The sequence below is a fragment of the Stenotrophomonas sp. 80084_Sma genome (assembly GCF_056481995.1).
In genome coordinates this window covers 2,314,646-2,340,213 of sequence record NZ_CM151177.1, presented here as the reverse complement: position 1 = coordinate 2,340,213, position 25,568 = coordinate 2,314,646, and the positions used below count along the sequence as shown (strand labels likewise).

The 25,568-nt window shown below is 66.1% G+C and carries 25 protein-coding genes; 13 read left to right on the top strand and 12 right to left on the bottom strand.

What is annotated here, in order from left to right; genetic code table 11:
* Window positions 1-34: 34 nt before the first annotated feature.
* Complete coding sequence (locus ACZK3W_RS10925; protein WP_065723255.1) at window positions 35-1,411, bottom strand: YncE family protein; 1,377 nt, start codon at window positions 1,409-1,411, stop codon at window positions 35-37.
* A 122-nt stretch (window positions 1,412-1,533) separates the two neighbouring features.
* Complete coding sequence (locus tag ACZK3W_RS10920; RefSeq protein ID WP_478450807.1) at window positions 1,534-2,562, bottom strand: alpha/beta hydrolase; 1,029 nt, start codon at window positions 2,560-2,562, stop codon at window positions 1,534-1,536.
* Window positions 2,563-2,840: 278 nt separating this feature from the next.
* Between ACZK3W_RS10920 and ACZK3W_RS10915 the strand changes: the two genes are divergently transcribed.
* Window positions 2,841-3,611 (top strand): methyltransferase domain-containing protein, encoded by a 771-nt coding sequence (locus ACZK3W_RS10915; protein WP_253143106.1) that lies wholly within the window; start codon window positions 2,841-2,843, stop codon window positions 3,609-3,611.
* Between the two features lie 129 nt (window positions 3,612-3,740).
* Here ACZK3W_RS10915 and ACZK3W_RS10910 read toward each other — a convergent pair whose 3' ends face one another.
* The 5 genes from ACZK3W_RS10910 to ACZK3W_RS10890 all read right to left on the bottom strand — a co-directional run bounded on the left by ACZK3W_RS10910 (window position 3,741) and on the right by ACZK3W_RS10890 (window position 10,954).
* Window positions 3,741-4,130 carry a DUF805 domain-containing protein gene (locus tag ACZK3W_RS10910; protein WP_253143105.1) on the bottom strand — a complete coding sequence of 130 codons (390 nt, stop codon included), beginning with the start codon at window positions 4,128-4,130 and terminating at the stop codon, window positions 3,741-3,743.
* 225 nt (window positions 4,131-4,355) lie between these two features.
* Window positions 4,356-5,654, bottom strand: a complete 1,299-nt coding sequence (locus ACZK3W_RS10905; protein ID WP_253143104.1) for a replication-associated recombination protein A — start codon at window positions 5,652-5,654, stop codon at window positions 4,356-4,358.
* 206 nt (window positions 5,655-5,860) lie between these two features.
* Complete coding sequence (gene lolA, locus ACZK3W_RS10900; protein WP_024958744.1) at window positions 5,861-6,499, bottom strand: outer membrane lipoprotein periplasmic chaperone LolA; 639 nt, start codon at window positions 6,497-6,499, stop codon at window positions 5,861-5,863.
* A 111-nt stretch (window positions 6,500-6,610) separates the two neighbouring features.
* Window positions 6,611-8,554 (bottom strand): DUF3857 domain-containing protein, encoded by a 1,944-nt coding sequence (locus ACZK3W_RS10895; RefSeq protein WP_253143103.1) that lies wholly within the window; start codon window positions 8,552-8,554, stop codon window positions 6,611-6,613.
* Between the two features lie 39 nt (window positions 8,555-8,593).
* Window positions 8,594-10,954 carry a DNA translocase FtsK gene (locus ACZK3W_RS10890; RefSeq protein ID WP_032127351.1) on the bottom strand — a complete coding sequence of 787 codons (2,361 nt, stop codon included), beginning with the start codon at window positions 10,952-10,954 and terminating at the stop codon, window positions 8,594-8,596.
* Between the two features lie 233 nt (window positions 10,955-11,187).
* On the opposite strand from ACZK3W_RS10890, the gene trxB reads away from it, so the two are divergent.
* Window positions 11,188-12,159: a thioredoxin-disulfide reductase gene (trxB, locus tag ACZK3W_RS10885; protein WP_197581033.1), complete on the top strand. Its 972-nt coding sequence runs from the start codon at window positions 11,188-11,190 to the stop codon at window positions 12,157-12,159.
* Window positions 12,160-12,260: 101 nt separating this feature from the next.
* The gene (locus ACZK3W_RS10880; protein WP_478450806.1) at window positions 12,261-13,385 is read left to right on the top strand and encodes a GNAT family N-acetyltransferase; all 1,125 of its coding nucleotides are present in this window, start codon (window positions 12,261-12,263) and stop codon (window positions 13,383-13,385) included.
* An 85-nt stretch (window positions 13,386-13,470) separates the two neighbouring features.
* On the opposite strand, the gene ACZK3W_RS10875 is transcribed toward ACZK3W_RS10880, so the two are convergent.
* A complete protein-coding gene (locus tag ACZK3W_RS10875) occupies window positions 13,471-14,739 on the bottom strand; it encodes a hypothetical protein (RefSeq protein WP_478445795.1) in 1,269 nt (422 codons plus the stop codon).
* 72 nt (window positions 14,740-14,811) lie between these two features.
* Here ACZK3W_RS10875 and aat point away from each other — a divergent pair, with 72 nt between their 5' ends.
* The 4 genes from aat (at window position 14,812) to ACZK3W_RS10855 (ending at window position 16,808) form a co-directional block, all read left to right on the top strand.
* Entirely contained in the window at window positions 14,812-15,552 is a 741-nt protein-coding gene (gene aat, locus ACZK3W_RS10870; protein ID WP_478445794.1) for a leucyl/phenylalanyl-tRNA--protein transferase, read from the top strand.
* Window positions 15,553-15,638: 86 nt separating this feature from the next.
* Window positions 15,639-15,857: a translation initiation factor IF-1 gene (infA, locus tag ACZK3W_RS10865; RefSeq protein WP_005409596.1), complete on the top strand. Its 219-nt coding sequence runs from the start codon at window positions 15,639-15,641 to the stop codon at window positions 15,855-15,857.
* A 171-nt stretch (window positions 15,858-16,028) separates the two neighbouring features.
* Window positions 16,029-16,301, top strand: a complete 273-nt coding sequence (locus ACZK3W_RS10860; protein WP_125895705.1) for a hypothetical protein — start codon at window positions 16,029-16,031, stop codon at window positions 16,299-16,301.
* A 129-nt stretch (window positions 16,302-16,430) separates the two neighbouring features.
* Window positions 16,431-16,808, top strand: coding sequence for a hypothetical protein (locus tag ACZK3W_RS10855; protein ID WP_478445793.1), 378 nt, complete (start codon window positions 16,431-16,433; stop codon window positions 16,806-16,808).
* A gap of 48 nt (window positions 16,809-16,856) precedes the next feature.
* Here the strand turns inward: ACZK3W_RS10855 and ACZK3W_RS10850 are convergent, their stop codons facing one another.
* The 3 genes from ACZK3W_RS10850 to clpA form a co-directional block, all read right to left on the bottom strand.
* The gene (locus ACZK3W_RS10850) at window positions 16,857-17,144 is read right to left on the bottom strand and encodes a HigA family addiction module antitoxin (RefSeq protein ID WP_032127356.1); all 288 of its coding nucleotides are present in this window, start codon (window positions 17,142-17,144) and stop codon (window positions 16,857-16,859) included.
* A gap of 8 nt (window positions 17,145-17,152) precedes the next feature.
* Window positions 17,153-17,431 (bottom strand): type II toxin-antitoxin system RelE/ParE family toxin, encoded by a 279-nt coding sequence (locus ACZK3W_RS10845; RefSeq protein ID WP_478445792.1) that lies wholly within the window; start codon window positions 17,429-17,431, stop codon window positions 17,153-17,155.
* Window positions 17,432-17,614: 183 nt separating this feature from the next.
* The gene (gene clpA / locus ACZK3W_RS10840) at window positions 17,615-19,900 is read right to left on the bottom strand and encodes an ATP-dependent Clp protease ATP-binding subunit ClpA (RefSeq protein WP_049421950.1); all 2,286 of its coding nucleotides are present in this window, start codon (window positions 19,898-19,900) and stop codon (window positions 17,615-17,617) included.
* A 138-nt stretch (window positions 19,901-20,038) separates the two neighbouring features.
* Here clpA and ACZK3W_RS10835 point away from each other — a divergent pair, with 138 nt between their 5' ends.
* A complete protein-coding gene (locus ACZK3W_RS10835; protein WP_346486640.1) occupies window positions 20,039-20,851 on the top strand; it encodes an APH(6) family putative aminoglycoside O-phosphotransferase in 813 nt (270 codons plus the stop codon).
* A 138-nt stretch (window positions 20,852-20,989) separates the two neighbouring features.
* Here the strand turns inward: ACZK3W_RS10835 and clpS are convergent, their stop codons facing one another.
* Window positions 20,990-21,316, bottom strand: coding sequence for an ATP-dependent Clp protease adapter ClpS (clpS, locus tag ACZK3W_RS10830; RefSeq protein ID WP_006444529.1), 327 nt, complete (start codon window positions 21,314-21,316; stop codon window positions 20,990-20,992).
* Between the two features lie 112 nt (window positions 21,317-21,428).
* Here clpS and ACZK3W_RS10825 point away from each other — a divergent pair, with 112 nt between their 5' ends.
* From ACZK3W_RS10825 to ACZK3W_RS10805, 5 genes are all read left to right on the top strand, one after another.
* The gene (locus ACZK3W_RS10825; protein ID WP_032127360.1) at window positions 21,429-21,902 is read left to right on the top strand and encodes a hypothetical protein; all 474 of its coding nucleotides are present in this window, start codon (window positions 21,429-21,431) and stop codon (window positions 21,900-21,902) included.
* Between the two features lies 1 nt (window position 21,903).
* Window positions 21,904-22,365 carry an NUDIX hydrolase gene (locus tag ACZK3W_RS10820; RefSeq protein WP_071227431.1) on the top strand — a complete coding sequence of 154 codons (462 nt, stop codon included), beginning with the start codon at window positions 21,904-21,906 and terminating at the stop codon, window positions 22,363-22,365.
* The gene (mnmA, locus tag ACZK3W_RS10815; protein ID WP_049399373.1) at window positions 22,362-23,504 is read left to right on the top strand and encodes a tRNA 2-thiouridine(34) synthase MnmA; all 1,143 of its coding nucleotides are present in this window, start codon (window positions 22,362-22,364) and stop codon (window positions 23,502-23,504) included. Before ACZK3W_RS10820 ends, mnmA begins: the two co-directional genes overlap by 4 nt.
* Window positions 23,501-24,115, top strand: a complete 615-nt coding sequence (gene hflD, locus ACZK3W_RS10810) for a high frequency lysogenization protein HflD (protein ID WP_032127363.1) — start codon at window positions 23,501-23,503, stop codon at window positions 24,113-24,115. Before mnmA ends, hflD begins: the two co-directional genes overlap by 4 nt.
* Window positions 24,116-24,279: 164 nt before the next feature.
* Complete coding sequence (locus tag ACZK3W_RS10805; protein WP_032127364.1) at window positions 24,280-25,470, top strand: methyl-accepting chemotaxis protein; 1,191 nt, start codon at window positions 24,280-24,282, stop codon at window positions 25,468-25,470.
* Window positions 25,471-25,568 lie beyond the last annotated feature (98 nt).

The window sequence follows — 25,568 nt, the reverse complement described above, 5'->3', positions numbered from 1 at the left end:
GTGGGGCGACGCGCACGCCGCCCCGCCGTGTGACTTACTGCTTCGGGGTGATGCGGGTGATGCGGTCACCCTTCGGGTCTTCGGCGCCGCGCGACTTGTTCACCGCGAACACGTTGCCCTTGCCATCGGCACGGACGTGGTTCGGCAGCGTGCCGCCGTCGAGGTTGGCGACCACCTTGCCGTCACCGTTCACCACGGTGACCGTGCCAGCGCCACGGTTGCTGACGTAGGCCAGGCCGGAGGCATCATCGAAGGCGACGTTCAGCGCGCCGGCGCCGACCGGCACATCGTGCAGCACCTTGCCGGCGGCCACATCGACGATCAGCAGGTTGTCGGTGCCCTGCGAGGCCACGTACAGGCGGTTGCGCGCTGCGTCGAAGGCCACGCCCGAGGCGCTGATCGAATTGCCTAGGTCGATGACCTTCTCGACCTTGCCGCTGGCCACGTCGATCACTGCCGCTTCCGGGGTGCCGATGCTGACGGTGAACAGCTTGCCGCCCTTCTCGTCCAGCACCAGGCTCATCGGGGTGAACTTGCCGTCGTCCACGCCGGACTCCAGCGTCACCGCCGGCAGCTCCTTGAGGGTCTTGGCGTCGAACACCGACAGATGGTCCTCGCCCGTGGCCGAGGCGAACACCTTGCCGTGGGTGCCATCAACCACCACGTCGCGCGCGTGCGGCACGGCATCGACCGGGAACTGGTGGACCAGCGACAGGTCCTTCTGGCGGTAGACCGCGATGGAGTTCTGGCGGGTGTTGGTGACCCATACATTGCCGTTGGTGTCATCCACGCCAACGCCGTAGACCGCGTAGACCGCGCCATTGGTGCTGCCCGGCACCTGCGCCGGGGTGATCGCCTTGGTCACCTTCAGCGACTTCGGGTCCAGCTTCAACAGCTGCGACTGGGTCACCGGCGGGCGGCCCACGGCCGAGGTCACGAACACCGCGTTGCTGGCGGCGCTGTAGGCGGACTGATACAGGCCCGGCACCAGCTTGTTGGACTGGGTGGCGAACTGCGCCTGGCCGGACAGCGGCAGCTGCGGCGAGACACGCAGCTTCAGCACGGTGGCTGCAGCCGGCTGGCTGGCGCGCACCACCACCGGGTGGGTACCCGGCACGGCGTCGGCCGGAATGCTCAGCTGGGTCTTGAAGTTGCCATCGGCATCGACCACCAGCGGCTGCGTGTTGAGTACGCTGTCGCCACGCAACAGGCTGACTTTCTGGCCCGGCACGAAACCGCGACCGACCACGTCGGCAGTGCTGCCGGGAACCACGTTCTCACCGCGCGAGACGACCTCGCCCTTGAAGGTGGCGTTGGCCGGCTGATCGAACACCGGCTGTGCGGTGGCGGTCACGGCCAGCAACAGGCCAGCGGCGAGAGATGTGAGACGGAAAGACGGACGGAACGACATGGAAGGCTCCTTGCACACGTAGGCCGCGCCACGTGACGCGGGATTCATCGGTTGCCTGGGCCGCTGCACATCGGCAGCCTCGCCTGGGTAGTGGGGTCGCACGCCTTGGCATGCGAAGGGATTCATTCGGCGGCGTTGTCACCGCTATTGGGTGCGCCGTCACCGGCACTGCGGTCGGTCACGCCGTACAGTTCATGCAACGCGGCATGGAACGACGCAGGCAGCATCGGGCCGTGACCGAGGCCGTCGAACTCGCGGTACTGCACGCGCATGCCCGGCACCTTGGCCAACCGCTCGGACAGCTGCATCGCCGCATCCGGGGTGGCACCACCGATGCGGCGCAGGTGTGCGACCACGCGCGGATTGTTCATGTCGCGCTTGCCGCGATCACCGACACGCTCGGCACCGCCCAGCATCAGCCAGAGCGTTGCTGGCTGGCCATGCACGTTCTGCACGAACTGCTGTTCCGGATCACCCAGCGCCGCGCCCTGGCTCCACCACAGCGACGGACTGGCCGCCAGATAGGACTGGAAGGCGGCGGGACGGGTGTACAGCGCATTGAGCACGAACAACCCACCCAGCGAGTGGCCCCAGAGTGCTTGCTGCTGCGTATCAATGCGTGCGCGGCGCTCGACTTCCGGCTTGATGCGGCGTTCGATCACATCCAGGAACGCGGCAGCACCGCCACCGACCGCCTGGGTCGTACCGCTCTCGTCGTCGGCGCGGTCGATCCACGCGGTGTAGTCGCGGGTGCGCGCCTTGGAATCGATGCGCAGGTCGTTGTCATAACCGATCAGCACCAGTACCGGCGGCGCCTTGCGTGCCGCCAGCTCGGCCAGCAACGGCTGATCCAGCACCATCGCCACGGCATTGCCATCCAGCGCGTACAGCACCGGCAGCGGCGCCTTGCTGGCCTTGGCCGGGATCGCCACATTCACCCGCCAGCGGCGTTGCTGGTCGGGACTGTCCACCACGAAATGCTCGAAGCGATAACTGACCGCCGGCTCGTCGAGCACGGTGTGGCCGATCTTCTGCAGCGGATTGCGCTGCTGCGCATGGACGTACGGGGTGGCCAAGAGCAGACCCATCATCAAGGCGACCAGGCCGCGGGCCAGTGGACCACGGCGCGAAGGCGGGACGAAATGCTTCATCAGCGGCGGCAGAAGCGGCCCAGGGCCGCCGGTTCACAAGGGACCGCAGTCTACCTTAAACGCGAATGATTATCACATCGATCGAACGTCACACTGTGTATCACGCGCGCATGAGGGCCTTCGGCACGAAACGAGACAATGGGCAGGCTGGATTCGCGCCACGGCCATACGGCAAGCTAGGCGGTATCAACAAGAACAGGGACTGTCATAGCGTGTACGCCATTTGCCGCAGCCTTGCCCGAAAAGGGCTCGACACGATTCGCCCACACGTCTTCCCCGTGAGCATACCGACCACCGAGAGGCCCGCGTGCAACATCTGCGGTTTCCGCCTGCGAGCATCCCGCGAGGCCATCGCCGAAAGGGAAACCCGCAGCTGTATTGGCTGCGGATCCACTCTGCGCTTCCGTGCCCTCATGGCAGCCCTGCAGTCGGAGATGGACCAAGCGCGGGAGATCCGCGTGCTTGAGCGGATCCCCAGGCGCGGACAGATCAAGGGAATCGGCATGACCGACGCCCATATCTACACTAATGCCCTGCGGCGCAAGTTCGATTACATCAATACCTACTTCCACAAGCGCCCCATGCTGGACATCCGTCACCCAGCCGCACACTACCTGGGAAAATATGACTTTGTTGTCAGCTCAGATGTACTGGAACACGTGGATGGGCCCTGCGAGCGCACGCTCGAAAACCTGCGGGCATTGTTGAAGCCGGGCGGGCTGCTTGTGCTCACCGTTCCCTATGGATTTCACGAGGTCACGATTGAGCACTTCCCTGAGCTCAACGACTACCGGATCGAGGGCAAAGGTGCGGATCGGGTTCTTGTCAACATCACCAGCGATGGCAGGGAGCAACGATTCTCTGACCTGTCCTTCCATGGTGGTGACGGCTCAACTTTGGAACTGAGGATCTATTCGTATCCTCATCTGGTGCGATTGCTGGGGGAAGCCGGCTTTGTTGACGTCAAGCTGCACGATAGCCAATACCCGCAATGGGGCATCATCCACGACAGCCCGCTGGGCTTGCCTATAACGGCTCGCGCTGCATAGGCCGTCAGCCCCCTCCGGTATCCTGCCTCGCGCAACCGACACCCCCTTGCAAATGACGAAGCCGGCATCACGCCGGCTTCGCCCCCTCCCCGCTTTTGTAGAGTCGAGCCATGCTCGACTCCCGCAGCCTCACGGCCCCGAAGGCACCGGACCGTAAACATTCTCCTGCGGCGTGCCCGGCAGCAGCGAGAAGATCATGATCACAATGCCACCGCCCGGCACCAGCGCCAGCAGGAACAGCCAGCCCGACTGATTGCAGTCATGCAGGCGGCGTACGGTCACGGCAATCAGCGGCACGATCGTGGCCAGCCACATCACGCCCAGCAGTGCCACCATGCCAATCAGAATGCCGGCCAGTGCATCGGGACTGTTGCGCAGGAGGATCGCCAGCACACCGGCCAGCAGCATCACCGCGGTTGCGACCAGGAACAGGAACAGCTGGTACATCCAGTACTCGCGGCGGTTGGCGCGGCCCTCGAACTGGGCGTAGCGCTTCAACGGCAGAATCATTTCCTGCACGGCATCGATCCTTGAAAGAGAAGCCGCGGAGTGTGCCAAATGCAGGCGCACAGGACAATGTGGCGACGAACCATGCTCGACTGCCATTGCCCCCTGTAGAGCCGAGCCATGCTCGACTGCCATTGCCCTCCGTAGAGTCGAGCCATGCTCGACTGCTGTTCCAGAAGGCACCCGTAGTCCGTGCAAGAGCGGAGTCGAGCATGGCTCGACTCTACAAGAGCGGGCTCAACGACCCTTTGCCGCCCTTGCCGCCTCGCGCTCGGCGCGCAGCCTGTCCAGCTTTTCCTTCAGCTTGATTTCCAGGCCGCGCGGCACCGGGTTGTAATACACGCGCTCGCCCATCGCATCCGGGAAGCCGGTCTGGTCCAGTGCGATACCGCCTTCCGCATCATGGTCATACTGGTACTCGGCACCATAGCCCAGCTCCTTCATCAGCTTGGTCGGCGCATTGCGCAGGTGCAGCGGCACTTCTTCGGTGCCACTCTCGCGCACATCGGCCTTGGCCTGGTTGAAGGCCGCATAGCCTGCATTCGACTTGGCGGTGCTGGCCAGGTACAGCACCAACTGAGCGAACGCGAGTTCGCCTTCCGGGCTACCCAGCCGCTCGTAGATGTCCCAGGCCTCCAGCGCCATGCTCTGCGCGCGCGGATCGGCCAGACCGATGTCCTCGATGGCCATGCGGGTCAGCCGGCGGGCCAGGTAGGACGGATCGCAGCCGCCATCGAGCATCCGGGTCAGCCAGTACAGCGCGGCATCCGGGTTGGAACTGCGAACAGACTTGTGCAGCGCTGAGATCTGGTCGTAGAACTGCTCGCCGCCCTTGTCGAAGCGACGGGTGCGATCGGCCAGCACCTGGGTCAGGGTCTGCGGGGTGATGCGACCACCCTCCCCGCCCGCCAGCTCGGCAGCGATTTCCAACAGGGTCAGCGCGCGGCGCACGTCGCCGTCGGCGGCGGTCGCGACTTCCAGCAGCAGCTCGGGGGCGACCTCGATGCCCTCCTCGCCCAGGCCGCGTTCGCGGTCACCCAGCGCACGCTCCAGCGCCTCGACGATGTCGGTAGGCGAAACACCTTCCAGCACATGCACGCGGCAGCGCGACAGCAGCGCCGAGTTCAGCTCGAAGGACGGGTTCTCGGTGGTGGCACCGACGAACAGGATGGTGCCGCGCTCGATGTGCGGCAGGAACGCATCCTGCTGCGCCTTGTTGAAGCGATGCACCTCATCCACGAACAGCACGGTGCGGCGGCCTTCGGCGAACCGTTGCGCCGCCTCGGCCAGCACCTGGCGCACTTCCGGCAGGCCGGACAGCACTGCGGAGATCGCACGGAACTCGGCGTCGGAATATTCGGCCAGCAGCAGGGCCAGCGTGGTCTTGCCGCAGCCCGGCGGCCCCCACAGGATCATCGAATGCACGCGACCGGATTCGACCGCGCGGCGCAGCGCACTGTCCGGCGCGAGCAGGCGCTTCTGCCCGACCATTTCGTCGAGGGTTCGCGGTCTCATGCGCTCGGCCAGCGGGCGCATGTGTTCCCGATCAACGCTCAGCAGATCGGGGCCGGGGAATGAAGTGGAGCGATGTCTTGGCACACGGCCATTGTACCGCGCCGGGTGGCCACGATTCCGGTAGTGCCGGCCGCTGGCCGGCAGATCAAAAGCGTGTCAACCAAGGTTGACACCCACCAAGACGGTGCCGGTTGACACCCACCAGAGCGTTTGCGCCGGGCCACAGATCAATTACCGATGACGTCGGTGCCCTTCGGCGGGGTGAAGCTGAAGGTGCCCGCCGCGAAGCCCGGGTTGCGCTTCCAGCCACTGAAGCTGATCACGGTGCGCTGACCAACCGCATCGGTGATTTCCATCTTGGCCAGACCCTGGGCATTGAAGCCCAGCGCGGCGTACTGGAAGCTGGCTTCGGTCTCACGCTTCGGCGACAGCGACAGCCACTGCAGGCCATCGCGCTGCGCGGCCTCTTCGCTGACGTCGTACTGCTGTTCCAGCAGCGCCGGGTTGATCAGCGCGGTCAGTGGGCTGTTCTGCTCTTCCTTGCCCTGCTCGCGAACAGTGGCCTGCTCCAGGTCCGGCTCGTACATCCAGACCTTCCTGCCGTCAGCCACGATCAACTGCTCGTGCGGGCGCACGTATTCCCAACGGAACAGGCGCGGCGCCGACAGTGCCACACGGCCACTGGTCGATTCCTTCACCTTGCCGCGACTGTCGAACACCTGCTGGCTGAACTGGCCATCCAGGCCCTTCAGGCCGCTGGTGAAGGTCTTCAGGTCATCGCGGGCGCCAGCCCAGGCGCTGCCGGCGGCGGCGCAGGCCACGGCCAGGGTGGTGGTGGCAAGGAAACGGCGGAAGCGGAAGTTCATGCGGGAATCCTGTGGGCGCGGGCGCCAGGAAAGGTGGTTGCCAGTGTGCCCGGGGAAAGATGAATGGGCGATCAGGGCGACATTATGCCGCCCTGAACGTCCATCGGCGATTCAGCCACCGGATCCCGGCAGCTTGCCGTACAGCACCTGGCCGCGGAAGCCACGCCGCACTTCGCGATACAGCGCGCGGAACGCCGGATAGTCCTGCGGCTGGCACAACGCCTCTGGCCCACGCACTGCATTCTGCTGCAAGCGGTGGTGCACGATCACCTCCTGCCCCTCGCGACTCCAGTCCACCCGGTACTCGCCGGCTGCATTGGCGAAACGCTGGCTGGCCGGGATGGCGATGATCGGCGCATTGGCCGGGAACTGCAGGCGATAGGTTTCCTCGCGCAGGCTGGCATTGCAGTAGAACGGCGTTTCGTTGGCCGGCGCCGAGGCAGTGGCGTACAGCCCACGCACCGACTCGCCACCCGGCGGATCCGGCACGGCCATGCCGCCGGCCACGCTGAAGTCGGCGTAGTCCTCGGCCTGGAACGCCATGCGATAGCCAAACGGCCGGGTCAGGTCGACCGGCACGCCCTGGATCTGCAGCTGCCCTCGCCCATCGAAACCGGACGCGGCCATGATCTGCTCTTCAGCGCGCGCACGGTTCTGCGCGTTGAGCTGGGAGAACTGGGCGCGCATGCCGATCTCGGCGTTCTCGCCCAGCTTCGGAATCGTCTCGCCGCGCAGGTTGCCGTTGGCGTCGAAGGTGAAGTGCACCTCCATCGAGGTGGCATTGCGCTCCGGCGTATTGGCCGGGGTGCGCGCCAGTGAGGCGTCGCGGGTACGCATCACCGGTGCGCCCAGGTCACCTTCCGGCAACTGCCCGAAGCGCGCCCACGCCGTGGTCGAATCCAGGTACAGATCGAACTCGGGGATGTAGGTGATGGCGTGGTTGAAGCGGCCCAGCACCGGGATCTTCGGCAGCGTCGGGCCACCGCCGGCACCGATCAGCACCGGCGAGCTGGCGATGCCCTTGGCCGCCAGCAGCGCCTCCAGGATCGTCACATGGTCCTTGCAGTCACCATAGTGGTTGTCGAGGATGCTCTGCGCACTGTTCGGCTCCAGGCCACCATTGCCCAGGTACACCGCCACGTAGCGGATGTTCTGCGCCACCCAGCGGTACAACGCGTCGGCCTGATCGCGACGGTCGCTGATGCCAGCGGTGATCTCATCGGCCAGCGCCTGCAGTTCCGGCGTGACCTGCGCGGCCGGGCCGGCCTTGAGCTGGTAGGCGCGACCCATCTGCGACCAGTCACGATAGGTGCTGGCCATGATGTTCGGGCCGAACTCCCAGCCCGCCGCCGACCAGTTCTGTGCTGGCATGGCTTCGCGACGCTGGTAGCGCCAGCGCCACTGTGCCTGGCCGTTCTTCACCGTCGGGCGATCACTACCCTGCACGCCGCGGCTGTCGACGAACATCGGCAGGTTGGCCGGCGCACTCAGGGTGACCTCGGCGTCCTCGTACTCGGTGAAGACATTGAAGGTTTCCCACAGGCCGAAGTAGCCGGGGAAGTACGGCGTGGCCTGGGTGCGGCGTACCTGGTAGAACAGGCGCGTGCCCGGGGCCAGGTTCGGGAACACGATCACCCGCACCTTGCGGTCGGCATACATCGCCGCCGAGGCGCTGGAATAGCTTTCCTGGGTGTAGATGCGGTCGGCCGGCACGTCGCGGCGCTGGCCGTCGGCGGTGATGGTGTAGGCGCCGAGTACTTCCAGCGTCTCCATCTTCTCGCTGTAGCTCAGCCGAACCTGGCTGAACTGCTCGACCGAGGCCTTGGTCTTGAGCAGGACTTCGTAGGTTTCGGTCTGCACATTGCCTGCATCCGGCCGCACCTGATAGTCGGCGCGGTAGCGGACAATGCTGAAATTATTGCTGGCTTCGGTATCGCCGCTGGTTGAAGGCGGCGCCGTGGCGGGCGCGGAGGTGGCGGTGTCTGCCAGTGCCGGGCCGGCAGCCAGGAAGGCTGCCAGCGCCAGTGCCAGCGCGCTTGGTACGGGGTGAAGCATGCGTCGGTTCCTTGGACGTCGTGGGGGATACGTCGGGTCTTACTTCGGCGGCGGCGGTGCCAGCACCGTGCGGTCGCCGTTGTGCTCGGGCGGGCTGACCACGCCGGCCGCTTCCATGGCCTCGATCAGTCGCGCTGCACGGTTGTAGCCGATCTTCAGCCGGCGCTGCACGCCGGAAATCGAGGCGCGACGGGTCTCGGTGACCACCCGCAGCGCTTCGTCATACAACGGGTCGGACTCATCGCCGGCAGAGCTGTTCTCGGGCAGGCCGGTGGCACCGACGACCACGCCGTCGCCCATCGTCTGCACCTCGTCCAGCACGCCGTCGACATAATCGGCCGGGCCCATCGCCTTGAGGTGTTCGACCACGCGATGCACTTCCTCGTCGGAGACGAAGGCGCCGTGCACACGCTCGGGCATGGCGGTACCCGGCGGCAGGTACAGCATGTCGCCGTGGCCGAGCAGGGTTTCTGCGCCGGACTGGTCGAGGATGGTGCGCGAGTCGATCTTGGAACTGACCTGGAAGGCGATGCGGGTCGGGATGTTGGCCTTGATCAGGCCGGTGATCACGTCCACCGACGGGCGCTGCGTGGCCAGGATCAGGTGGATGCCGGCCGCACGCGCCTTCTGTGCCAGGCGCGCGATCAGCTCTTCCACCTTCTTGCCGACGATCATCATCATGTCGGCGAATTCGTCGATGAAGATGACGATGAACGGCAGCGTCTCCAGCGGACGCGGCGCCTCACCCAGTTCCGGGTTCGGCTTGAACAGCGGGTCCATCAGCGGCTGGCCGGCGTCCTGGGCTTCCTTCACCTTCTTGTTGAAGCCGGCCAGGTTGCGCACGCCCACCGCGCTCATCAGCTTGTAGCGGCGCTCCATCTCGGCCACGCACCAGCGCAGGCCGTTGGCGGCCTCCTTCATGTCGGTGACCACCGGCGCCAGCAGGTGCGGGATGCCCTGGTAGACGCTCAGTTCGAGCATCTTCGGGTCGATCATCAGCATCCGCAGGTCTTTCGGCGAGGCCTTGAACAGCAGGCTCAGCACCATCGCGTTGACCGCCACCGACTTGCCCGAACCGGTGGTACCGGCCACCAGCAGGTGCGGCATGCGCGCCAGATCGGCCACGGTCGAGCGGCCAGCAATGTCCTTGCCCAGCGCCAGGGTCAGCACGCTGGCCGACTTGTCGTATTCCTTCGAACGCAGCAGCTCGGAGAGGTAGATCATCTCGCGGGTGACGTTGGGAATTTCCAGGCCGATCACCGATTTGCCCGGAATGACGTCGACCACGCGCACCGACTTCACCGACAGGCCGCGCGCGATGTCCTTGTCCAGCGAACTGATCTGGCTGACCTTGATGCCCGGCGCCGGCTCGATCTCGAAACGGGTGATGACCGGGCCGGGGTTGGCGCCGACCACCTGGGCGTCGATGCGGAAGTCCTTCAGCTTGAACTCGATCTGCCGCGACAGCGCGTCCAGGGTTTCCTTGTCGTAGCCCACCGGCTGCGGCTTGGGGTCGTCCAGCAGCGCGAGCGGCGGCAGGTCCGAGCCATCCCCGTTGACGCCACGGAACATCGGGATCTGCGTGTCGCGCTTGGCTCGGTCACTCTTCTCGATCACCGGTTCCGGGCGCGGCTCGATCTTCACCGGCTCGCGCTTGGCGCGCACCTCGGCATCGGCCTTGCGCACTTCCTGGCGCTCCTCGCGCATCACCCGGGTCTGCTGCCACTCGGTGACTTCTTCCTTCTTGCGCGCCAGCAACGGCGCCAGCGACATCACGCCGCGGCCTATCTTCTCCATCACCGTGAACCAGGACAGCCCGGTGGCCAGGGTGATCGAGGCCAGCAGCAGCACCAGCACGAACAGGTTCGCGCCCAGCGCGCCAAAGCCCACCGTGAGCGAGTTGCCCACCAGCTTGCCGAGGATGCCGCCGGCACTGGAGACATCGCCACTGAACAGGCGCACATGCAGGAAGCCGGTGCCGGCGATCAGGAAGCCGACCAGGCCGACCAGGCGCAGCGCCGGGTCCAGGTCGTTCTCGCCCTTGCTCTCGCGCTTGAGGCCGAACATGGCGATCCACGCCAGCGCGCCCAGCACCACCGGCAGCAGGAAGGCGATGTAGCCGAACAGCTGCAGCAGCACGTCGGCGATCCAGGCGCCGGCGCGGCCGCCGAGGTTGTGCACTGGCGCGACCACGCTGCCGGTGTGCGACCAGCCCGGGTCGGTCGCTGAATAGGTGAACAGACTGGCCGCCAGGTACAGCAGCGCCGGCGCGATGGCGATCAGGCCAAGGTCGCGCCAGAGGCGTTGGCGGCGTGGATTGTCGGTCGTCGCCGCCGCGGCCGTGCGACGTGACGCCTTGCTGTCGTCGGACTTGGAGCGTTCGGGGACCTGCTTCGCCACCTTAGACCATACCTTTGGAATGCGCTGTTAGTGATTGATAATAAATGAGACGGCGTCAGTTTTCAGTTATGCGACATCTGACAGGGCAATCAGAGGGCCGGAACCACTGCTGGATGACGGCGTTCTGTTCATCGGCTTGAATCGCCCTGCCCCAGCCGCCACTCTATGACCAGCCACGGATGCTGCGCAAACATCGCCAGCGCCTTGTCCCATCTACCTTTTCGCGAGTCTACATGAGCACCAGCCTGCCCTCCCGCCACCAGCGCCTCGTCATCCTCGGTTCCGGCCCGGCCGGTTGGACCGCCGCCGTCTACGCCGCCCGCGCCAACCTGAAGCCGGTCGTCATCACCGGCCTGCAGCAGGGTGGCCAGCTGATGACCACCACCGAGGTGGACAACTGGCCGGGTGACGCCCACGGCCTGATGGGCCCGGACCTGATGGCGCGCATGCAGGCCCATGCCGAGCGCTTCGAGACCGAGGTCATCTTCGACCACATCCACACCGCCGATGTGTCGCAGCGCCCGTTCAAGCTGATCGGCGACAGCCACGAGTACACCTGCGATGCCCTGATCATCGCCACCGGCGCCACCGCCAAGTACCTGGGCATCCCGACCGAGGACGAGTTCAAGGGCCGCGGCGTGTCCGCCTGTGCCACCTGTGACGGCTTCTTCTACCGCGACCAGGACGTGGTCGTGGTCGGCGGCGGTAACACCGCCGTGGAAGAGGCCCTGTACCTGTCCAACATCGCCCGCAAGGTCTACCTGGTCCACCGCCGCGACACCCTGAAGGCGGAGAAGATCATGCAGGACAAGCTGTTCAAGAAGGTGGCCGAAGGCAAGATCGAGACCGTCTGGCACCACCAGGTGGAGGAAGTGCTGGGCAATGACGCCGGCGTGACCGGCGTGCGCGTGAAGTCCACCCTGGACGGCAGCACCCGCGACATAGACGCCCACGGCTTCTTCGTGGCCATCGGCCACCACCCGAACACCACCCTGTTCGACGGCCAGCTGGCGATGAACAACGGCTACCTGGAAATCCGCTCGGGCCTCGGCGGCAATGCCACCCAGACCTCGGTGGAAGGCGTGTTCGCCGCCGGCGACGTGGCCGACCAGCACTACCGCCAGGCGATCACCTCGGCCGGTTTCGGCTGCATGGCCGCACTGGACGCCGAGCGCTACCTGGACGCACAGGGCAAGGCCGGCTGAGAAGCGGATCTGCTTCTGTAGCGTCGAGCCAAGCTCGACTCAGGCAAAAGGCCGACGCCAGTGCGTCGGCCTTTCTGTTTCATCTGCCCTATCCTTCCCTCATGCCCTCCCTCCGCTTCCTCGACTCCCTGCAGTCCGTTTCCGCCACCGACTGGGATGCCCTGCACGACGGCCGCAACCCCTTCGTCAGTCATGCCTTCCTTTCCGGGCTTGAACAGCACGGCTGCCTGCGCGAGGACTGGGGCTGGCAGCCCCGGCACTTCACGCTATGGGAAGGTGACACCTTGGTCGGCGCCATTCCGGGCTACCTGAAGACCAACTCCCACGGCGAATTCGTGTTCGACCATGCCTGGGCCAACGCGTATGCCCGTCATGGCCGCGACTACTATCCGAAGTGGCTGGGCGCGGTGCCGTACTCGCCGGTCACTGGCCCAAGGTTGCTGGCCCGTCACGATTCAGAGCGCGCCGCATTGCTGTCGGCATTGCGCGACGCATTGCCGCCACTGGGGGTGTCGTCGGCCCACATCAACTTCCATACCGCCGGCGACGAGGCGCTGTTCGGCGATGACTGGCTGCTGCGCGAGGACGTGCAGTTCCAGTGGCAGAACCCGGGCGACTGGGCCACGTTCGACCAGTTCCTCGGTGCGATGAACCACAAGCATCGCAAGAACATCCGCCAGGAACGGGCCAAGGTCGTTCGCCAGGGCATCACCTTCCGCGTGGTGCACGGCGATGAAGCGAGCCGCGCCGATCTGCAGGCGATGTACCGCTTCTACCTGCAGACGTTCCTCGAGTACGGCAATGCCCCGGCGCTGACCGAGACCTTCCTGCGTCACCTGGCCATTTCTTTGGGTCGGGGGCTGGTGCTGTTCCTGGCCGAACAGGACGGCGAGCCGATTGCCGGCGCGCTATGCCTGCGCGGTGGAGACACGCTGTACGGCCGTTACTGGGGCGGCGCCACGCTGCCCGGCCTGCACTTCGAGGCCTGCTACTACCAGGGCATCGAGTATTGCCTGCGCGAAGGGCTGACCCGCTTCGAGCCGGGCGCACAGGGCGAGCACAAGCTGGCACGCGGTTTCCTGCCGACGCTGGTGCGCAGCCGGCACTGGGTGGCCGATCCGGACTTCGCGGAAGCGCTGCAGGAGTGGTGCCGGCAGGAGCGACAGAGTGTGCGGCGCTACCAGCAGGAGCTGCAGGGGCATGGGCCGTTCCGCGTAGAACCGTAGAGGCGCGCTTGCTCGATTGGCGCGGTGCCGAAAGGCGTGCCAACCAAGGTTGGCACCTACCAAGGCAATAGCGAGGGCGCTGTGCTCAGGTGCACTGCCAGAAGTGCCCGCTCACCCGGCACTTTGCACACCAGAACGTATAGAGCATGCCGCCGCTGCCCCACAGCAGCGTGCCCTCACCCGTGGTCGGCAGTGTCGAATCCAGCTGCATCACGAACGGCATCTCTTCGCCGCAATCGATGCACGCCGGGTACCACGCACTCTGCACCCAACTTGGCGCTCCGCCCACACGCGACAGGTTCTGCCGATGATTGGACTGGCCCCAGTCCTGTTGCTGCCAGCGCGCGCTTTCGAGCGCCACCAGGCCCACCTCGGCCCGCATCAGGTCGCCACTGTCGGTGGGCGTACTCGGCACCGCACGGTGCTGGCTGGGATGGCAGGTGGGCAGACCGTCGGCATCGTGGCGATAGAAACGCACGGGCGGGTCTTCCCAGCCGCAGCAGTCCAGGCACAGCCCCAGCGTGATCTCGCCCGACGCGCCCGGCTGCAGCGCGGCAGCATCGGTCTGCAGCAGGCGCTGAAGCGGCGCATGGCAGCTGCTACACAGCGCTTCCAGCGGCCCTCCCATCTCCCCAACATGGTGTACCTGCCCACCATTCCAGGTCGGGTGCAGGCGCCAGGTGCGCTTGCGCCAGCTCGGTTCGTCTGCCTGCTGCGCGCGATGCTGTTCGTGGCCGAAGCGGAAGTGCAATGGCCGCTCGCCATGCAGGCGACGCGGCTGCGGACCTTCGGCGAGGCCGGCCCAGTGCGCCCAGACCTCGGCATCCAACCGCCCCCAGTCGACCAGGTAGCCGCGAGCAATGGCGTAGGTTTCGGGTTGGGCGGCGAGCAGCAACGCCCTGGCCCGCGCCATTTCGCGATCGTCATCGGCTTCGGCCAGGATCTGCGCCCAATGCGCGGCCGTCGCGCTGGGCAGGCCCTGCCAGACCTGCGTGGCCAACTGCACCTCATCCTCACTGGCGACCGCCAGCAATGCCTCCCAGTCGCCCTGCAGCACCTGCGGCGCCTGATAGCTGGCGAACTCCATCACGCTCGTCAACACGTCACCGCGCTCGCCCGCGCGATAGCGGCGCCACGCGTCGGCCACGACCGCGGGCACCGCGTCATCCGGCAGCAGGTCCAGTGCCATGTCGAGGAAGGCCGAGCTCGGCGAAGGCCGCGCCAGCGCCTGCAGCATCAACTCTCCCAGCTGACGCGGCTGTTCAGTGGCCATCGACAGCAGCATGCCTTGGCTGTCGTTGCGCGTGCGCGGGGCGTCATGCAGGTCGAGGATGGCGCTGATCGAGTCACTCATTCGGAGGCTCCTTGCCGGTGAACAGTGATGGTGCCAGACATCACGAATCACCACGACGAATACAATGGCCCCATGACCCGCCAGCTGCCCTGGCGCCTGGCCGATGCGCCGGACGCCCCCTTCCCTCCGGCCGAGACCGCACTGCGCCAGCCCGATGGCCTGCTGGCGGTGGGCGGCGACCTGCATCCGGTGCGTCTGCTCAATGCCTACGCCGGCGGTATCTTTCCGTGGTTCAGCGAGGGTGAGCCAATCCTGTGGTGGTCGCCGGACCCGCGCATGGTGTTCCGCACCGACGGCGTGCATCTGTCCAGTCGCTTCCGCCGCCAGCTGCGCAGCAGCACGTGGGAGATCACCGCCGACAGCGCCTTCAGCCAGGTGATGCGCGCCTGCGCCGCCGCACCACGCCCTGGCCAGGACGGTACGTGGATCAGCCCGGCGATGGTCGAGGCCTACAGCCAACTGCACGACCTTGGCTTCGCCCATTCCTTCGAAGTCTGGGATCGGCAGACACTGGTCGGCGGCATCTACGGCGTCGCGATCGGCGCCATGTTCTTCGGCGAGAGCATGTTCAGTGGCGCCAGTGGCGGCTCCAAGATCGCCCTGGCCGCGTTGGCAGCCACCCTGCGTGGCTGGGGCTGGGAACTGATCGATGCCCAGGTGGAGAATCCGCACCTGCTGCGGATGGGCGCCGAGCACCTGCCGCGCGCGGACTTCCTGGAGCACGTCCGTCAGGCCGTACACCATGACGGCCGTGAAGGCCCCTGGACCCAGGCGGTAGGACGCTTGCCAGCACAGCGTTTGGCCGGGGGTTAACACAAACTTTGCAAGCCGGGCCCATCACGCGTAAAATACCGCGCCTTAGGCCCAGCGTGGCCGTTTTCTGAACCGCACAGGACTACATGTCGAAAGACGATTCCATCGAGTTCGAGGGCACCGTCAGCGAGACGCTGCCGAACACCACTTTCCGCGTTCGTCTGGAAAATGGGCACGAAATCATCGCCCACATCTCCGGCCGCATGCGCAAGAACTACATCCGCATCCTCACCGGTGACCGGGTCAAAGTTGAAATGACCCCGTACGACCTGACCAAGGGTCGTATCACCTACCGCATGAAGTAAGCGGTCGGCGCATTGCGCCACTCCGACAGGGCCGGCCTCGCTGCTGGCCCTTTGTCGTGCGCGGAAGAAAGCGACCGGCACCGGGACCGATCGATTTTCGTCCCTGTCCGAAATACCGCATCGCGCCGCGACTCTAGACTCAATGCGTTCTTCACAGAAGGCGTTGCGCGCATGACCCACCTGATCGTCCTGGACCCCCAGTCCGTCACCAGCCGCTGCTACGCCAGCAAGGGCCCGGACGGCACCTGGTTCGGCCAGCCCTGCCTGGTCTGCACCAGCATGGACGCCTCGCACCCGCTGTACCTGGCCGTGCAGCGCGAGATTCCGCATATGGGCAGCACCCTCAAGCAGCGCCTGCACATTCCGCACGAGGCGGTCGCCTTTGTCATCGAAGACGGCGGCGACCAGGGGCGCCAGCAGGGATTCCGTTCGATCGCGGCCTGAGGCGCCAAAGGTCATCGTGACCGATCTCACCGTGGCGTCGGTCAGCCCTGCTTGCGGCAGATTCGCATTTGCAGCGGCGGCGGCATCTTGGGATCCGATCCAGTCCGGATCGCTGCCCCCTGCCCCGCCATGAACCTGTCTTCCCTGCTCATCCCCCTGGCTTTGTCTGCCGTCACCCTGCTGGCGTCGTCCGCCCATGCCGCCGACACCGCGCCGGCACAGTGCGTATCACTGACCAGCGAACAGCAGATCGTTCGCGCCGGCGCCGACAAGAACATCCTGCTTCGCTCCGGCGAAGACCACTATGTCGTGCATTTCCGCAACAGCTGCCCTTCTGCCGTACTGGCCACCCGCCTCGGCTTCAAGACCGACGGCAAAGAAGCTGACGAGCTGTGCAGCGAGGGCCGAAGCGCACTGGACACAGGTCGCGGCAGCTGCGAGGTTGCACGCATCGAGCCGATCGATGCCGAGCGATTCAAGCGTGAGGCGCGCCGCCGCAGCCGCTGACCCCAGACAGGACAAGGGCGGCCGAAGCCGCCCTTGTCGCGATATACGTCAACGCGTCGCGGCAACCAGCGACAACACTCTCGGTTGCGCGCGCTGCCGTGCCAACCAGAGATCGTAGCTGGATTGCAGCCCCATCCAGAAAACCGCAGTACTTACCCCCGCCATCTCAAGGCGGATGGCCAGGTCAGGACTGATGCCCGCCTTGCCGTTCAGAACCCGCGAAAGGGCTACCCGCGACATTGCCAGGCGCTCGGCCGCTTCGGTCACAGACAGATCCATTGGATCAAAGACCATTGCCTTGATCGCCTGCCCGGGATGCGGATGGTGATGAATCATGCGCGGCCTCAGTGATAGTCCAGGTAATCCAGCAGCTCCACGTCGCTGCCGGCGAAACGGAAGGTAATCCGCCAGTTTCCATTGACCCATACAGACCAATGCCCTTTCAGGCCGCCCTGAAGCGTATGCAGACGCAATCCAGGCATGGCGAGATCCTCAGGACCCGAAGCAACATCCAGGATCGACAGGATCAACAACACCTTGCTGGCGTGACTGTGGCGGATTCCACTGCTACTGCCGGAACGGTAGAGCCGCTCGAGGCCCCTGTGGCGAAAACCGATGATCATCACTGTATCCTGTATCGTTTCGCGATACAAACAGGGCAACACCCTATCGCGACCAGAAGACAGCATTGGCACCTCCGTTCCGTTCAAGCAAGGCCGCGGACGACAGTCCCACTGGAAACAACAAGGGCGGCCGAAGCCGCCCTTGTCATTTCCAGGCTTTCACGCCAAGCCTATGGCATCAGCTCATTCCACCGTGACCGGCAGCAGCCGCTCCGGCTCCGCCTGGGTCTCGACCACCAGCTCGTCGTCGCGGACGTCGATGCTGACCTTGCCACCGTTGACCAGCTTGCCGAACAACAGCTCGTCGGCCAGCGGACGCTTGATCTTGTCCTGGATCACGCGGGCCATCGGGCGGGCACCCATCAGCGGGTCGAAACCATGGTGGGCCAGCCAGTCGCGCGCGGTCGGGGTGGCCGACAGGCTGACGTGCTTGTCCTGCAGCAGCATCTCCAGCTCGATCAGGAACTTGTCGACCACGCGCAGGATGTGCTCGAAGCCCAGCGCCTGGAACTGCACCACCGCGTCGAGGCGGTTGCGGAATTCCGGGGTGAAGCTGCGGCGGATGGTCTCCATCGCGTCGGTGGCATGGTCCTGCTTGGTGAAGCCGATCGAACGCCGCGAGGCCTGCGCCGCACCGGCATTGGTGGTCATCACCAGCACGACGTTCTTGAAGTTGGCCTCGCGACCGTTGGTATCGGTCAGCACGCCGCGGTCCATCACCTGCAACAGGATGTTGAAGATGTCCGGGTGCGCCTTCTCGATCTCATCCAGCAGCAGCACGCAGTGCGGCGTCTTGACGATCTTCTCGGTCAACAGGCCGCCCTGGTCAAAGCCGACGTAGCCCGGAGGCGCACCGATCAGGCGGCTGATCGAATGCGGCTCCATGTACTCGGACATGTCGAAGCGGACCAGCTCGATGCCCAGCTGCAGCGCCAGCTGCTTGGTCACCTCGGTCTTGCCGACACCCGTGGGACCGGCGAACAGGAAGTTGCCGATCGGCTTTTCCGGGTTGCCCAGGCCCGAACGGGCCAGCTTGATCGCCGAGGACAGCGTCTCGATGGCCGGGTCCTGGCCGAAGATCACCATCTTCAGGTTGCGCTCCAGGTGCTGCAGCACATCCTTGTCGGTGGCGCTGACCTGCTTGGTCGGGATACGCGCCATCTTGGCGACGATCGCCTCCACTTCCTCGACGTCGATCAGTTCCTTGCGCTGGCCTTCCGGCAGCAGGCGCTGGCGGGCGCCCGCCTCGTCGATCACGTCGATGGCCTTGTCCGGCAGCAGGCGGTCGCCGATGTGCTTCACCGACAGGTCCACCGCCGCCTGCAGAGCCTCGTCGGAATAGGTCACACCGTGGTGCAGCTCGTACTTGGACTTCAGGCCCTGCAGGATCTCGTAGGTCTCGCCGACGGTCGGCTCGACGATGTCGATCTTCTGGAAGCGGCGGGCCAGCGCCCGGTCCTTCTCGAAGATGCCACGGTACTCCTGGAAGGTGGTCGAGCCGATGCAGCGCAGCTCTCCGGACGCCAGCGCCGGCTTGATCAGGTTGGAGGCATCCATGGTGCCGCCCGACGCCGAGCCAGCACCGATGATGGTGTGGATCTCGTCGATGAACAGCACAGCATTGGGCACCTTCTTCAGCGCGGTCAGCACGCTCTTCAGGCGCTTCTCGAAGTCGCCGCGGTACTTGGTGCCGGCCACCAGCGCGCCCAGGTCGAGCGAATAGATCACCGCATCGGCCAGAACGTCGGGCACCGAGCCCTCGACGATGCGGCGGGCCAGGCCCTCGGCGATGGCGGTCTTGCCTACGCCCGCCTCACCCACGTACAGCGGGTTGTTCTTGCGGCGGCGGCACAGGACCTGGATGGTGCGCTCGATCTCGTCGGCACGGCCGACCAGCGGGTCGATGCGACCGGCCCGGGCCTGTTCGTTGAGGTTGCTGGCGAACTCGGTCAGGGCATCACCCTTCGGCTCGCCCTCCCCGCCTTCGATGCGGCCTTCGCCCTCGGAGGAGGACGACGGCTGCTCGCCTTCCTCGCCCAGCTTGGCGATGCCGTGGGACAGGTAATTGACCACATCCAGCCGGGTGACATCCTGCTGGTTGAGGTAGTAGACGGCGTGCGAGTCCTTCTCGCCGAAGATGGCGACCAGCACATTGGCGCCGGTGACCTCCTTCTTGCCCGAGGACTGCACGTGGTAAACGGCCCGCTGCAACACGCGCTGGAAGCCCAGGGTCGGCTGGGTATCGCGGCCGTCATCTTCGGCCAGGCGGGACACGGAGGCCTCGATGGCCTGCTCCAGCTCCTGGCGCAGGCGTTCGGCGTCGGCGCCACAGGCCTTCAGTACGGCCTGGGCGGACGGGTTGTCGAGCAGTGCCAACAGCAGGTGTTCGACCGTCATGAACTCATGCCGGGCCTCACGGGCGCGCTTGTAGCACTGGCCGATGGTGTGTTCGAGGTCTTTGCTGAACATGGATTACTCCGGCGGCAGATGGGGACAATATGCGGCCTGACTACGCGATTTCCATCACCCTAGCGGATTGCTGCGTTCAGATGGCGTTATCAGTGCGAATCGCTTGATCTTCATTCACTCCAGGACAGCCCACCCAGCATGAGCGAACCCTACCTGAGCCGCTGGCGATTGCGGCGTGATGGCGCAGCCATCGAAACGCCCCATGCCCGGCTCTGGCCGGTGCTGACCGCCGCCGGTAAGCCGGCCATGCTGAAGATCAGCAGCGAAACCGAAGAGCAGAACAGCCATCGCCTGCTGCGTTGGTGGGACGGTGACGGCGCCGCCCGCCTGCTGGCCCACGAGGGCCCGGCGATCCTGATCGAACGTGCCGGCGGCGACTCGCTGCGGCAACGTTCGATCAAGGGCGACGATGACACCTGCACCACGGTCCTGTGCCAGGTCCTGCAACGGCTGCACCGGCCACGGGGCGCACCGCCAGCGGAACTGATCTGCCTGCGAACATGGTTCGCCGACCTGCTGCAGCCAAGGGCTGCGCTGCCGACACTGCTGGAACAGTGCAGATCACTGGCGGAGGGCCTGCTGCAGCAGGAACAGGAGATCCGGCCGCTGCACGGCGACCTGCACCACGACAACGTGCTGGATTTCGGCGCGCGCGGCTGGTTGGCGATCGACCCGAAGCGGCTGCTGGGCGACCGCGCGTTCGATTACACGACGATGTTCAGCAATCCGGACCTGTGCGGCCCCGGCATCCATGTGGCCACCCGACCCGAGCGGTTTGCCACCCGGCTGGAACAGGTCGGCGCGCTGGCGGGCCTGGAACGCACGCGCCTGCTGCGTTGGATCGCAGCCAGCGCGGGGCTGTCAGCGGTGTGGTTCCGGGATGATGGCGACCCCGCCGAAGTCGACGAGGCGGTGGCGCGGATGGCACTGGAGGCGTTGGCGGAGGGCTGATCCCGCGCTCTGGTAGATGCCCACCTTGGTGGGCACGCCCCATCCACTATCGATACAGGCCCCTGCCTTGGTAGGTGCCCACCTTGGTGGGCACACCGGGTCCGGAGTCGATGTGCCCGGACGAAAACCGTCAGCCGGTCAGGCCTTTTCCATCGTGCACAGCAGCGGGTGCTGGTTCATCCGCGAGTACTCGTTGACCTGGGCGACCTTGGTCTCGGCCACTTCGCGGGTGAACACCCCGCACACGCCGCGGCCACGGGTATGGACGTGCAGCATCACCTGCGTGGCCTTGTCCAGGTCCATGCTGAAGAACTGCTGCAGCACGTCCACCACGAAATCCATCGGGGTGTAGTCGTCGTTGAGCAGCATCACCTGGTAAAACGGCGGCGGCGCCACTTCCGGGCGCGCGGGCTCCACGGCAACGCCGTGCTCGTGATGGGAATCGGGGGAAGACTCATGGGGCATCTGCCCATTATAGAGGCACGGGCCAGCCTGCGTCGGCCTGCCGCAGATTGGACGGCACGCACGCCCACCGTCACAATTGCATCCTCTCTCAACACTGTTTCACAGGATCTTCATGAAAAGGACCCTTCTCCCCGCCCTGCTGATCGCCCTGGCCGCCGCCGGCTCCGCCGCCGCCGAGACCCAGGCCGACAAGGCCGTGGCCCGCCACCTGGACAAGCTGGGCTATACCTACGAGGTCGACGAGGACGGCGACTACCGCATGGTGTTCGACGTCGAGGGTGATCGCACCCAGATGGTCTACGTGCGCTCGTCGGTGGAAGATTTCGGCACCCACAACATCCGCGAGATCTGGTCGCCGGCCTACAACGCCAAGACCAAGCAGTTCCCGGTGGCCGTAGCCAACCGCCTGCTGGAAGATTCGCAGGACGCCAAGATGGGCGGCTGGGTGAAGCAGGACACCACCGCCATGTTCGTGGTCAAGATCGACGCCGATGCCACGGCCGACCAGCTCAGCGACGCCATCGATGCGGCCATCCGCACCGCCGACGCCATGGAGCTGGAACTGACCAAGAAGGACGAGTTCTGAGTTGAACACCACGCCGGACCCGCGCTGGGCACCGCACGCCACTGTCGCCACCGTAGTGGTCGACGGCGGCCGCGTGCTGCTGGTCGAGGAGACCATCGACGGCCGCCAGGTGCTGAACCAGCCGGCCGGCCACCTCGAGCCGGGCGAAAGCCTGGCCGAGGCAGCCCTGCGCGAGACCCGCGAGGAAACCGGCTGGACGGTGCAGCTGACCCACTTCATCGGCTGCTACCAGTGGACGGCCGGCGACGGCACCACCTTCCTGCGCTTCTGCTATGCGGCGCGTCCGGTATCGCACGACCCGGCGCAGCCGCTGGACACCGGCATCGATCGCGCGCTGTGGCTGACCCCGGCCGAGCTGCAGGCCGCCACGGAGCGCCTGCGTAGCCCGCTGGTCTGGCAGGTGGTGGCTGATTTCCTGGGTGGCCAGCGCCATCCGCTTTCGCTGGTCCGGGAGGTCGCATGAGCACTCCGCGCGTGATGGTGGGCGTCTCCGGTGGCGTCGACTCCTCGGTCGCCGCCTGGCGGCTGGTGCAGCAGGGCGAGGCCGTAGCCGGTCTGTTCATGCAGAACTGGGCCGACGACGGCAGCGGCGACTGCCGCGCCGAGGACGACCGCCGCGATGCAGTGGCCGTCTGCGGCCTGCTCGGTATCCCGTTCCACTTCCGTGATTTCTCCAGCGAGTACTGGCAGGGCGTGTTCGAGCACTTCCTGGCCGAGTACGCGGCCGGCCGCACCCCGAACCCGGACGTGCTGTGCAACCGCGAAGTGAAGTTCAAGCACTTCCTGGATGCCGCCCGCGAGCTGGGCGCCGAACGCATTGCCACCGGCCACTACGCGCGGGTGACCCAGCGCGGCCACCAATGGCTGCTGCTGCGTGGCGCCGACCGCTCCAAGGACCAGAGCTACTTCCTGCACCAGCTGGGCCAGGCGCAGCTGGCGGCCACCCTGTTCCCGATCGGTGACCTGGAAAAGACCGACCTGCGCCGGATCGCGCGTGACGTCAGCCTGCCGACCCACGCCAAGAAGGACTCCACCGGCATCTGCTTCATCGGTGAGCGCGACTTCCGCGAGTTCCTCGGCCGCTACCTGCCGGCCAAGCCCGGGCAGATCCTGGACCCGGCCGACGGCAGTGTGATCGCCGAGCACCCAGGCGTCTTCTATTTCACCCTGGGCCAGCGCGAGGGCCTGAACATCGGCGGCGTGCGTGGCCGCCCGGCCGCGCCGTGGTACGTGGTCGGCAAGGATGTGGCCAGCAACGTGCTGTACGTGGACCAGGACCGCGACAGCAAGTGGATGCTGTCCGACCGCCTGCGCTCGGAAACCGCGCACTGGATTGCCGGCGCGCCGCCGGCACGGCGCTTCGAATGCACCGCCCAGACCCGCTACCGCCAGCCCGACGAGCCGTGTACGGTCGAGGTGCTGGACGATGGCAGCGTGCTGGTCACCTTTGCGCGCCCGCAGCGCGCCGTTACTCCCGGTCAATCACTGGTGCTGTATGACGGTGATGTGTGCCTGGGTGGCGCGGTGATCGCCGCCACCGATGCGCCGCTGGAACAGCGCCTGCGCACCACCCCTTCCCCTTTTGAGGTAATCGCTGCATGAGTTTCACTGTCGACGACCGCGTCCTGGCTTTGGCCGGCATTGCCCAGGCCCTGCAGCAGGTACGCCGCATCGCCGATACCGGCCATTCCGACGCCGCTGCCGTGCGCACCGCCGTGGACAGTGTGTTCCGCGTCGACGCGTCTTCGCCGCAGGAGGTGTTCGGTGACCGCCATGCATTGAAGGCTGGGCTGCGCCTGCTGCACAACTACTTCCGCAGCCAGGGCCAGGACCCGATCCTGCCCAAGCTGGCCCTGTCGGTGCTGCAGCTGGAGCGCCGCTTCGTGCAGGACGGCGCCACCGTGAACAAGGTCGCCTCGGGCATCGAACGCGCCCAGCGCCAAGCCGTCGAGCTGGGCGACAGTGGGCACCCGGACGTGCTGGCCAACCTGGGTGGCCTGTACGCCGACACCATCAGCCACCTGAAGCCGCGGGTGATGGTGCAGGGCAACCCGCATTACCTGGGCCAGGCCGGTGTGGTCGCCGAGATCCGCGCCCTGTTGCTGGCCGCGGTGCGCTCGGCGGTGCTGTGGCGGCAGCTGGGCGGCAGCTACTGGGACTTCCTGTTCAGCCGCAAGGCGATGATCGAGGCCGTGGACCGCCAGCTGGCCTGAGCCCCATGGGGTCGGATCCTTTTCCGGCAAGGAAAGGGCTCTGACCCCGAAGCCGCCGAGGCGTCGGAAAACCGGCGCATTCAGAATGCACTTCGAGGCATTTCGACGTTAAAGAGAAAGGGGGTACGGCCGATACATCCTCCGTGCACCTCCCGAGAACGTCCATGTACTCACGCATTTTCATCCGTCTGGCCGCCCCCCTGGCTCTGACCCTGCTGCTCCCCTTCGCCATCGGTTTCGAATGGCCGGCCGCCCTGCGTTGGGCGATCCTGACCACGATGACGCTGAGCTGGCTCGGCTTTGCGTGGTGGACCACCCGCGCCCAGGCGCACCGTTCCCCGGAACACGCCCGTGTCCTGCGTGAGCAGGACCAGCTGCTGACCGAACTGCGCAACTTCGTCGGCAACGAGATCGACGGTTCGCGTGGCGAAGTGGAACGCGCCCGTGACCTGATCCGCCAGGCGGTGTCCAGCCTGGGCGGCAGCTTCGACGCCATGAACCGCAAGTCGCGCCAGCAGAGCCAGGCCCTGTCGCGCATCGTCGATCGTGCCGGTGATGAAGGCAATGCCGGCCTCGACGTTGCCCGTTTCGCCCAGCACGCCAGCCATCGCATGGAGCAGCTGGTGGAAGCACTGGAACAGGTGAGCGGCCAGAGCAGCACCACCGTGCAGCACATCGATCAGATGGCGCAGCACCTGGATGGCATCTTCGCGCTGCTGGAAGACGTCAAGTCGATCGCCGACCAGACCAACCTGCTGGCGCTGAACGCCGCCATCGAAGCCGCGCGTGCCGGTGAAGCCGGTCGTGGCTTCGCGGTGGTCGCCGACGAAGTGCGCAACCTGTCCGAGCGCTCGACCACCTTCAATGAGCAGATCCGCAAGCTGGCGCACAGCTCCAAGGACGCCATTGCCAAGGTGCGCGAGACGGTCTCGCACATGGCCTCGCGTGACATGGACCGCTCCCGCGAAGCGCGCCAGGAGGCGGCGGCGATGCTCGACAACGTCGCGCAGATCAATGCGTCGCTGGGTGATGGCATGCGCGAAGTCTCCGACTGCGCCCGTTCGATCGATGGCAGCGTGGCCGAAGCCGTGCGCGCCCTGCAGTTCGAAGACATCGCCACCCAGGCGCTGGGCGGCGTGCACACCCACCTGGACCGCCTGACCGCGATCAACCGCGAGGCGGTGGCCCTGCAGGAACTGCTGCACCGCAATGGCGGCGTGTTCGACGAAGAGATCGCCACCGCCCTGCAGCGCACCGGCAGCCGCCTGCGCGAACTGCGCAGCGAATGGGAACGCCCGCCGCACAAGCCGGTTGCCCAGCAGAGCATGGGCGCCGGCACCGTCGAGCTGTTCTGATCCTGATGTCCGCTGCCGCCGCCGGCAGCCCGCAAGGCCCCGGTTCGTCCGGGGCCTTTGCCTGTAACCCGCCGTTGGATGCATCCTGTACCCGCACC

What these genes read in the sequence shown, in the direction of transcription:
- ACZK3W_RS10925 (WP_065723255.1), bottom strand. Translation starts at nt 1,411, where the DNA reads ATGTCGTTCCGTCCGTCTTTCCGTCTCACATCTCTCGCCGCTGGCCTG.
- ACZK3W_RS10920 (WP_478450807.1), bottom strand. Translation starts at nt 2,562, where the DNA reads ATGAAGCATTTCGTCCCGCCTTCGCGCCGTGGTCCACTGGCCCGCGGC.
- ACZK3W_RS10905 (WP_253143104.1), bottom strand. Translation starts at nt 5,654, where the DNA reads ATGCGCCCGCTGGCCGAGCGCATGAGACCGCGAACCCTCGACGAAATG.
- lolA (WP_024958744.1), bottom strand. Translation starts at nt 6,499, where the DNA reads ATGAACTTCCGCTTCCGCCGTTTCCTTGCCACCACCACCCTGGCCGTG.
- ACZK3W_RS10895 (WP_253143103.1), bottom strand. Translation starts at nt 8,554, where the DNA reads ATGCTTCACCCCGTACCAAGCGCGCTGGCACTGGCGCTGGCAGCCTTC.
- trxB (WP_197581033.1), top strand. Translation starts at nt 11,188, where the DNA reads ATGAGCACCAGCCTGCCCTCCCGCCACCAGCGCCTCGTCATCCTCGGT.
- ACZK3W_RS10880 (WP_478450806.1), top strand. Translation starts at nt 12,261, where the DNA reads ATGCCCTCCCTCCGCTTCCTCGACTCCCTGCAGTCCGTTTCCGCCACC.
- ACZK3W_RS10875 (WP_478445795.1), bottom strand. Translation starts at nt 14,739, where the DNA reads ATGAGTGACTCGATCAGCGCCATCCTCGACCTGCATGACGCCCCGCGC.
- aat (WP_478445794.1), top strand. Translation starts at nt 14,812, where the DNA reads ATGACCCGCCAGCTGCCCTGGCGCCTGGCCGATGCGCCGGACGCCCCC.
- infA (WP_005409596.1), top strand. Translation starts at nt 15,639, where the DNA reads ATGTCGAAAGACGATTCCATCGAGTTCGAGGGCACCGTCAGCGAGACG.
- ACZK3W_RS10860 (WP_125895705.1), top strand. Translation starts at nt 16,029, where the DNA reads ATGACCCACCTGATCGTCCTGGACCCCCAGTCCGTCACCAGCCGCTGC.
- ACZK3W_RS10855 (WP_478445793.1), top strand. Translation starts at nt 16,431, where the DNA reads ATGAACCTGTCTTCCCTGCTCATCCCCCTGGCTTTGTCTGCCGTCACC.
- ACZK3W_RS10850 (WP_032127356.1), bottom strand. Translation starts at nt 17,144, where the DNA reads ATGATTCATCACCATCCGCATCCCGGGCAGGCGATCAAGGCAATGGTC.
- ACZK3W_RS10845 (WP_478445792.1), bottom strand. Translation starts at nt 17,431, where the DNA reads ATGATCATCGGTTTTCGCCACAGGGGCCTCGAGCGGCTCTACCGTTCC.
- clpA (WP_049421950.1), bottom strand. Translation starts at nt 19,900, where the DNA reads ATGTTCAGCAAAGACCTCGAACACACCATCGGCCAGTGCTACAAGCGC.
- ACZK3W_RS10835 (WP_346486640.1), top strand. Translation starts at nt 20,039, where the DNA reads ATGAGCGAACCCTACCTGAGCCGCTGGCGATTGCGGCGTGATGGCGCA.
- clpS (WP_006444529.1), bottom strand. Translation starts at nt 21,316, where the DNA reads ATGCCCCATGAGTCTTCCCCCGATTCCCATCACGAGCACGGCGTTGCC.
- ACZK3W_RS10825 (WP_032127360.1), top strand. Translation starts at nt 21,429, where the DNA reads ATGAAAAGGACCCTTCTCCCCGCCCTGCTGATCGCCCTGGCCGCCGCC.
- mnmA (WP_049399373.1), top strand. Translation starts at nt 22,362, where the DNA reads ATGAGCACTCCGCGCGTGATGGTGGGCGTCTCCGGTGGCGTCGACTCC.
- hflD (WP_032127363.1), top strand. Translation starts at nt 23,501, where the DNA reads ATGAGTTTCACTGTCGACGACCGCGTCCTGGCTTTGGCCGGCATTGCC.
- ACZK3W_RS10805 (WP_032127364.1), top strand. Translation starts at nt 24,280, where the DNA reads ATGTACTCACGCATTTTCATCCGTCTGGCCGCCCCCCTGGCTCTGACC.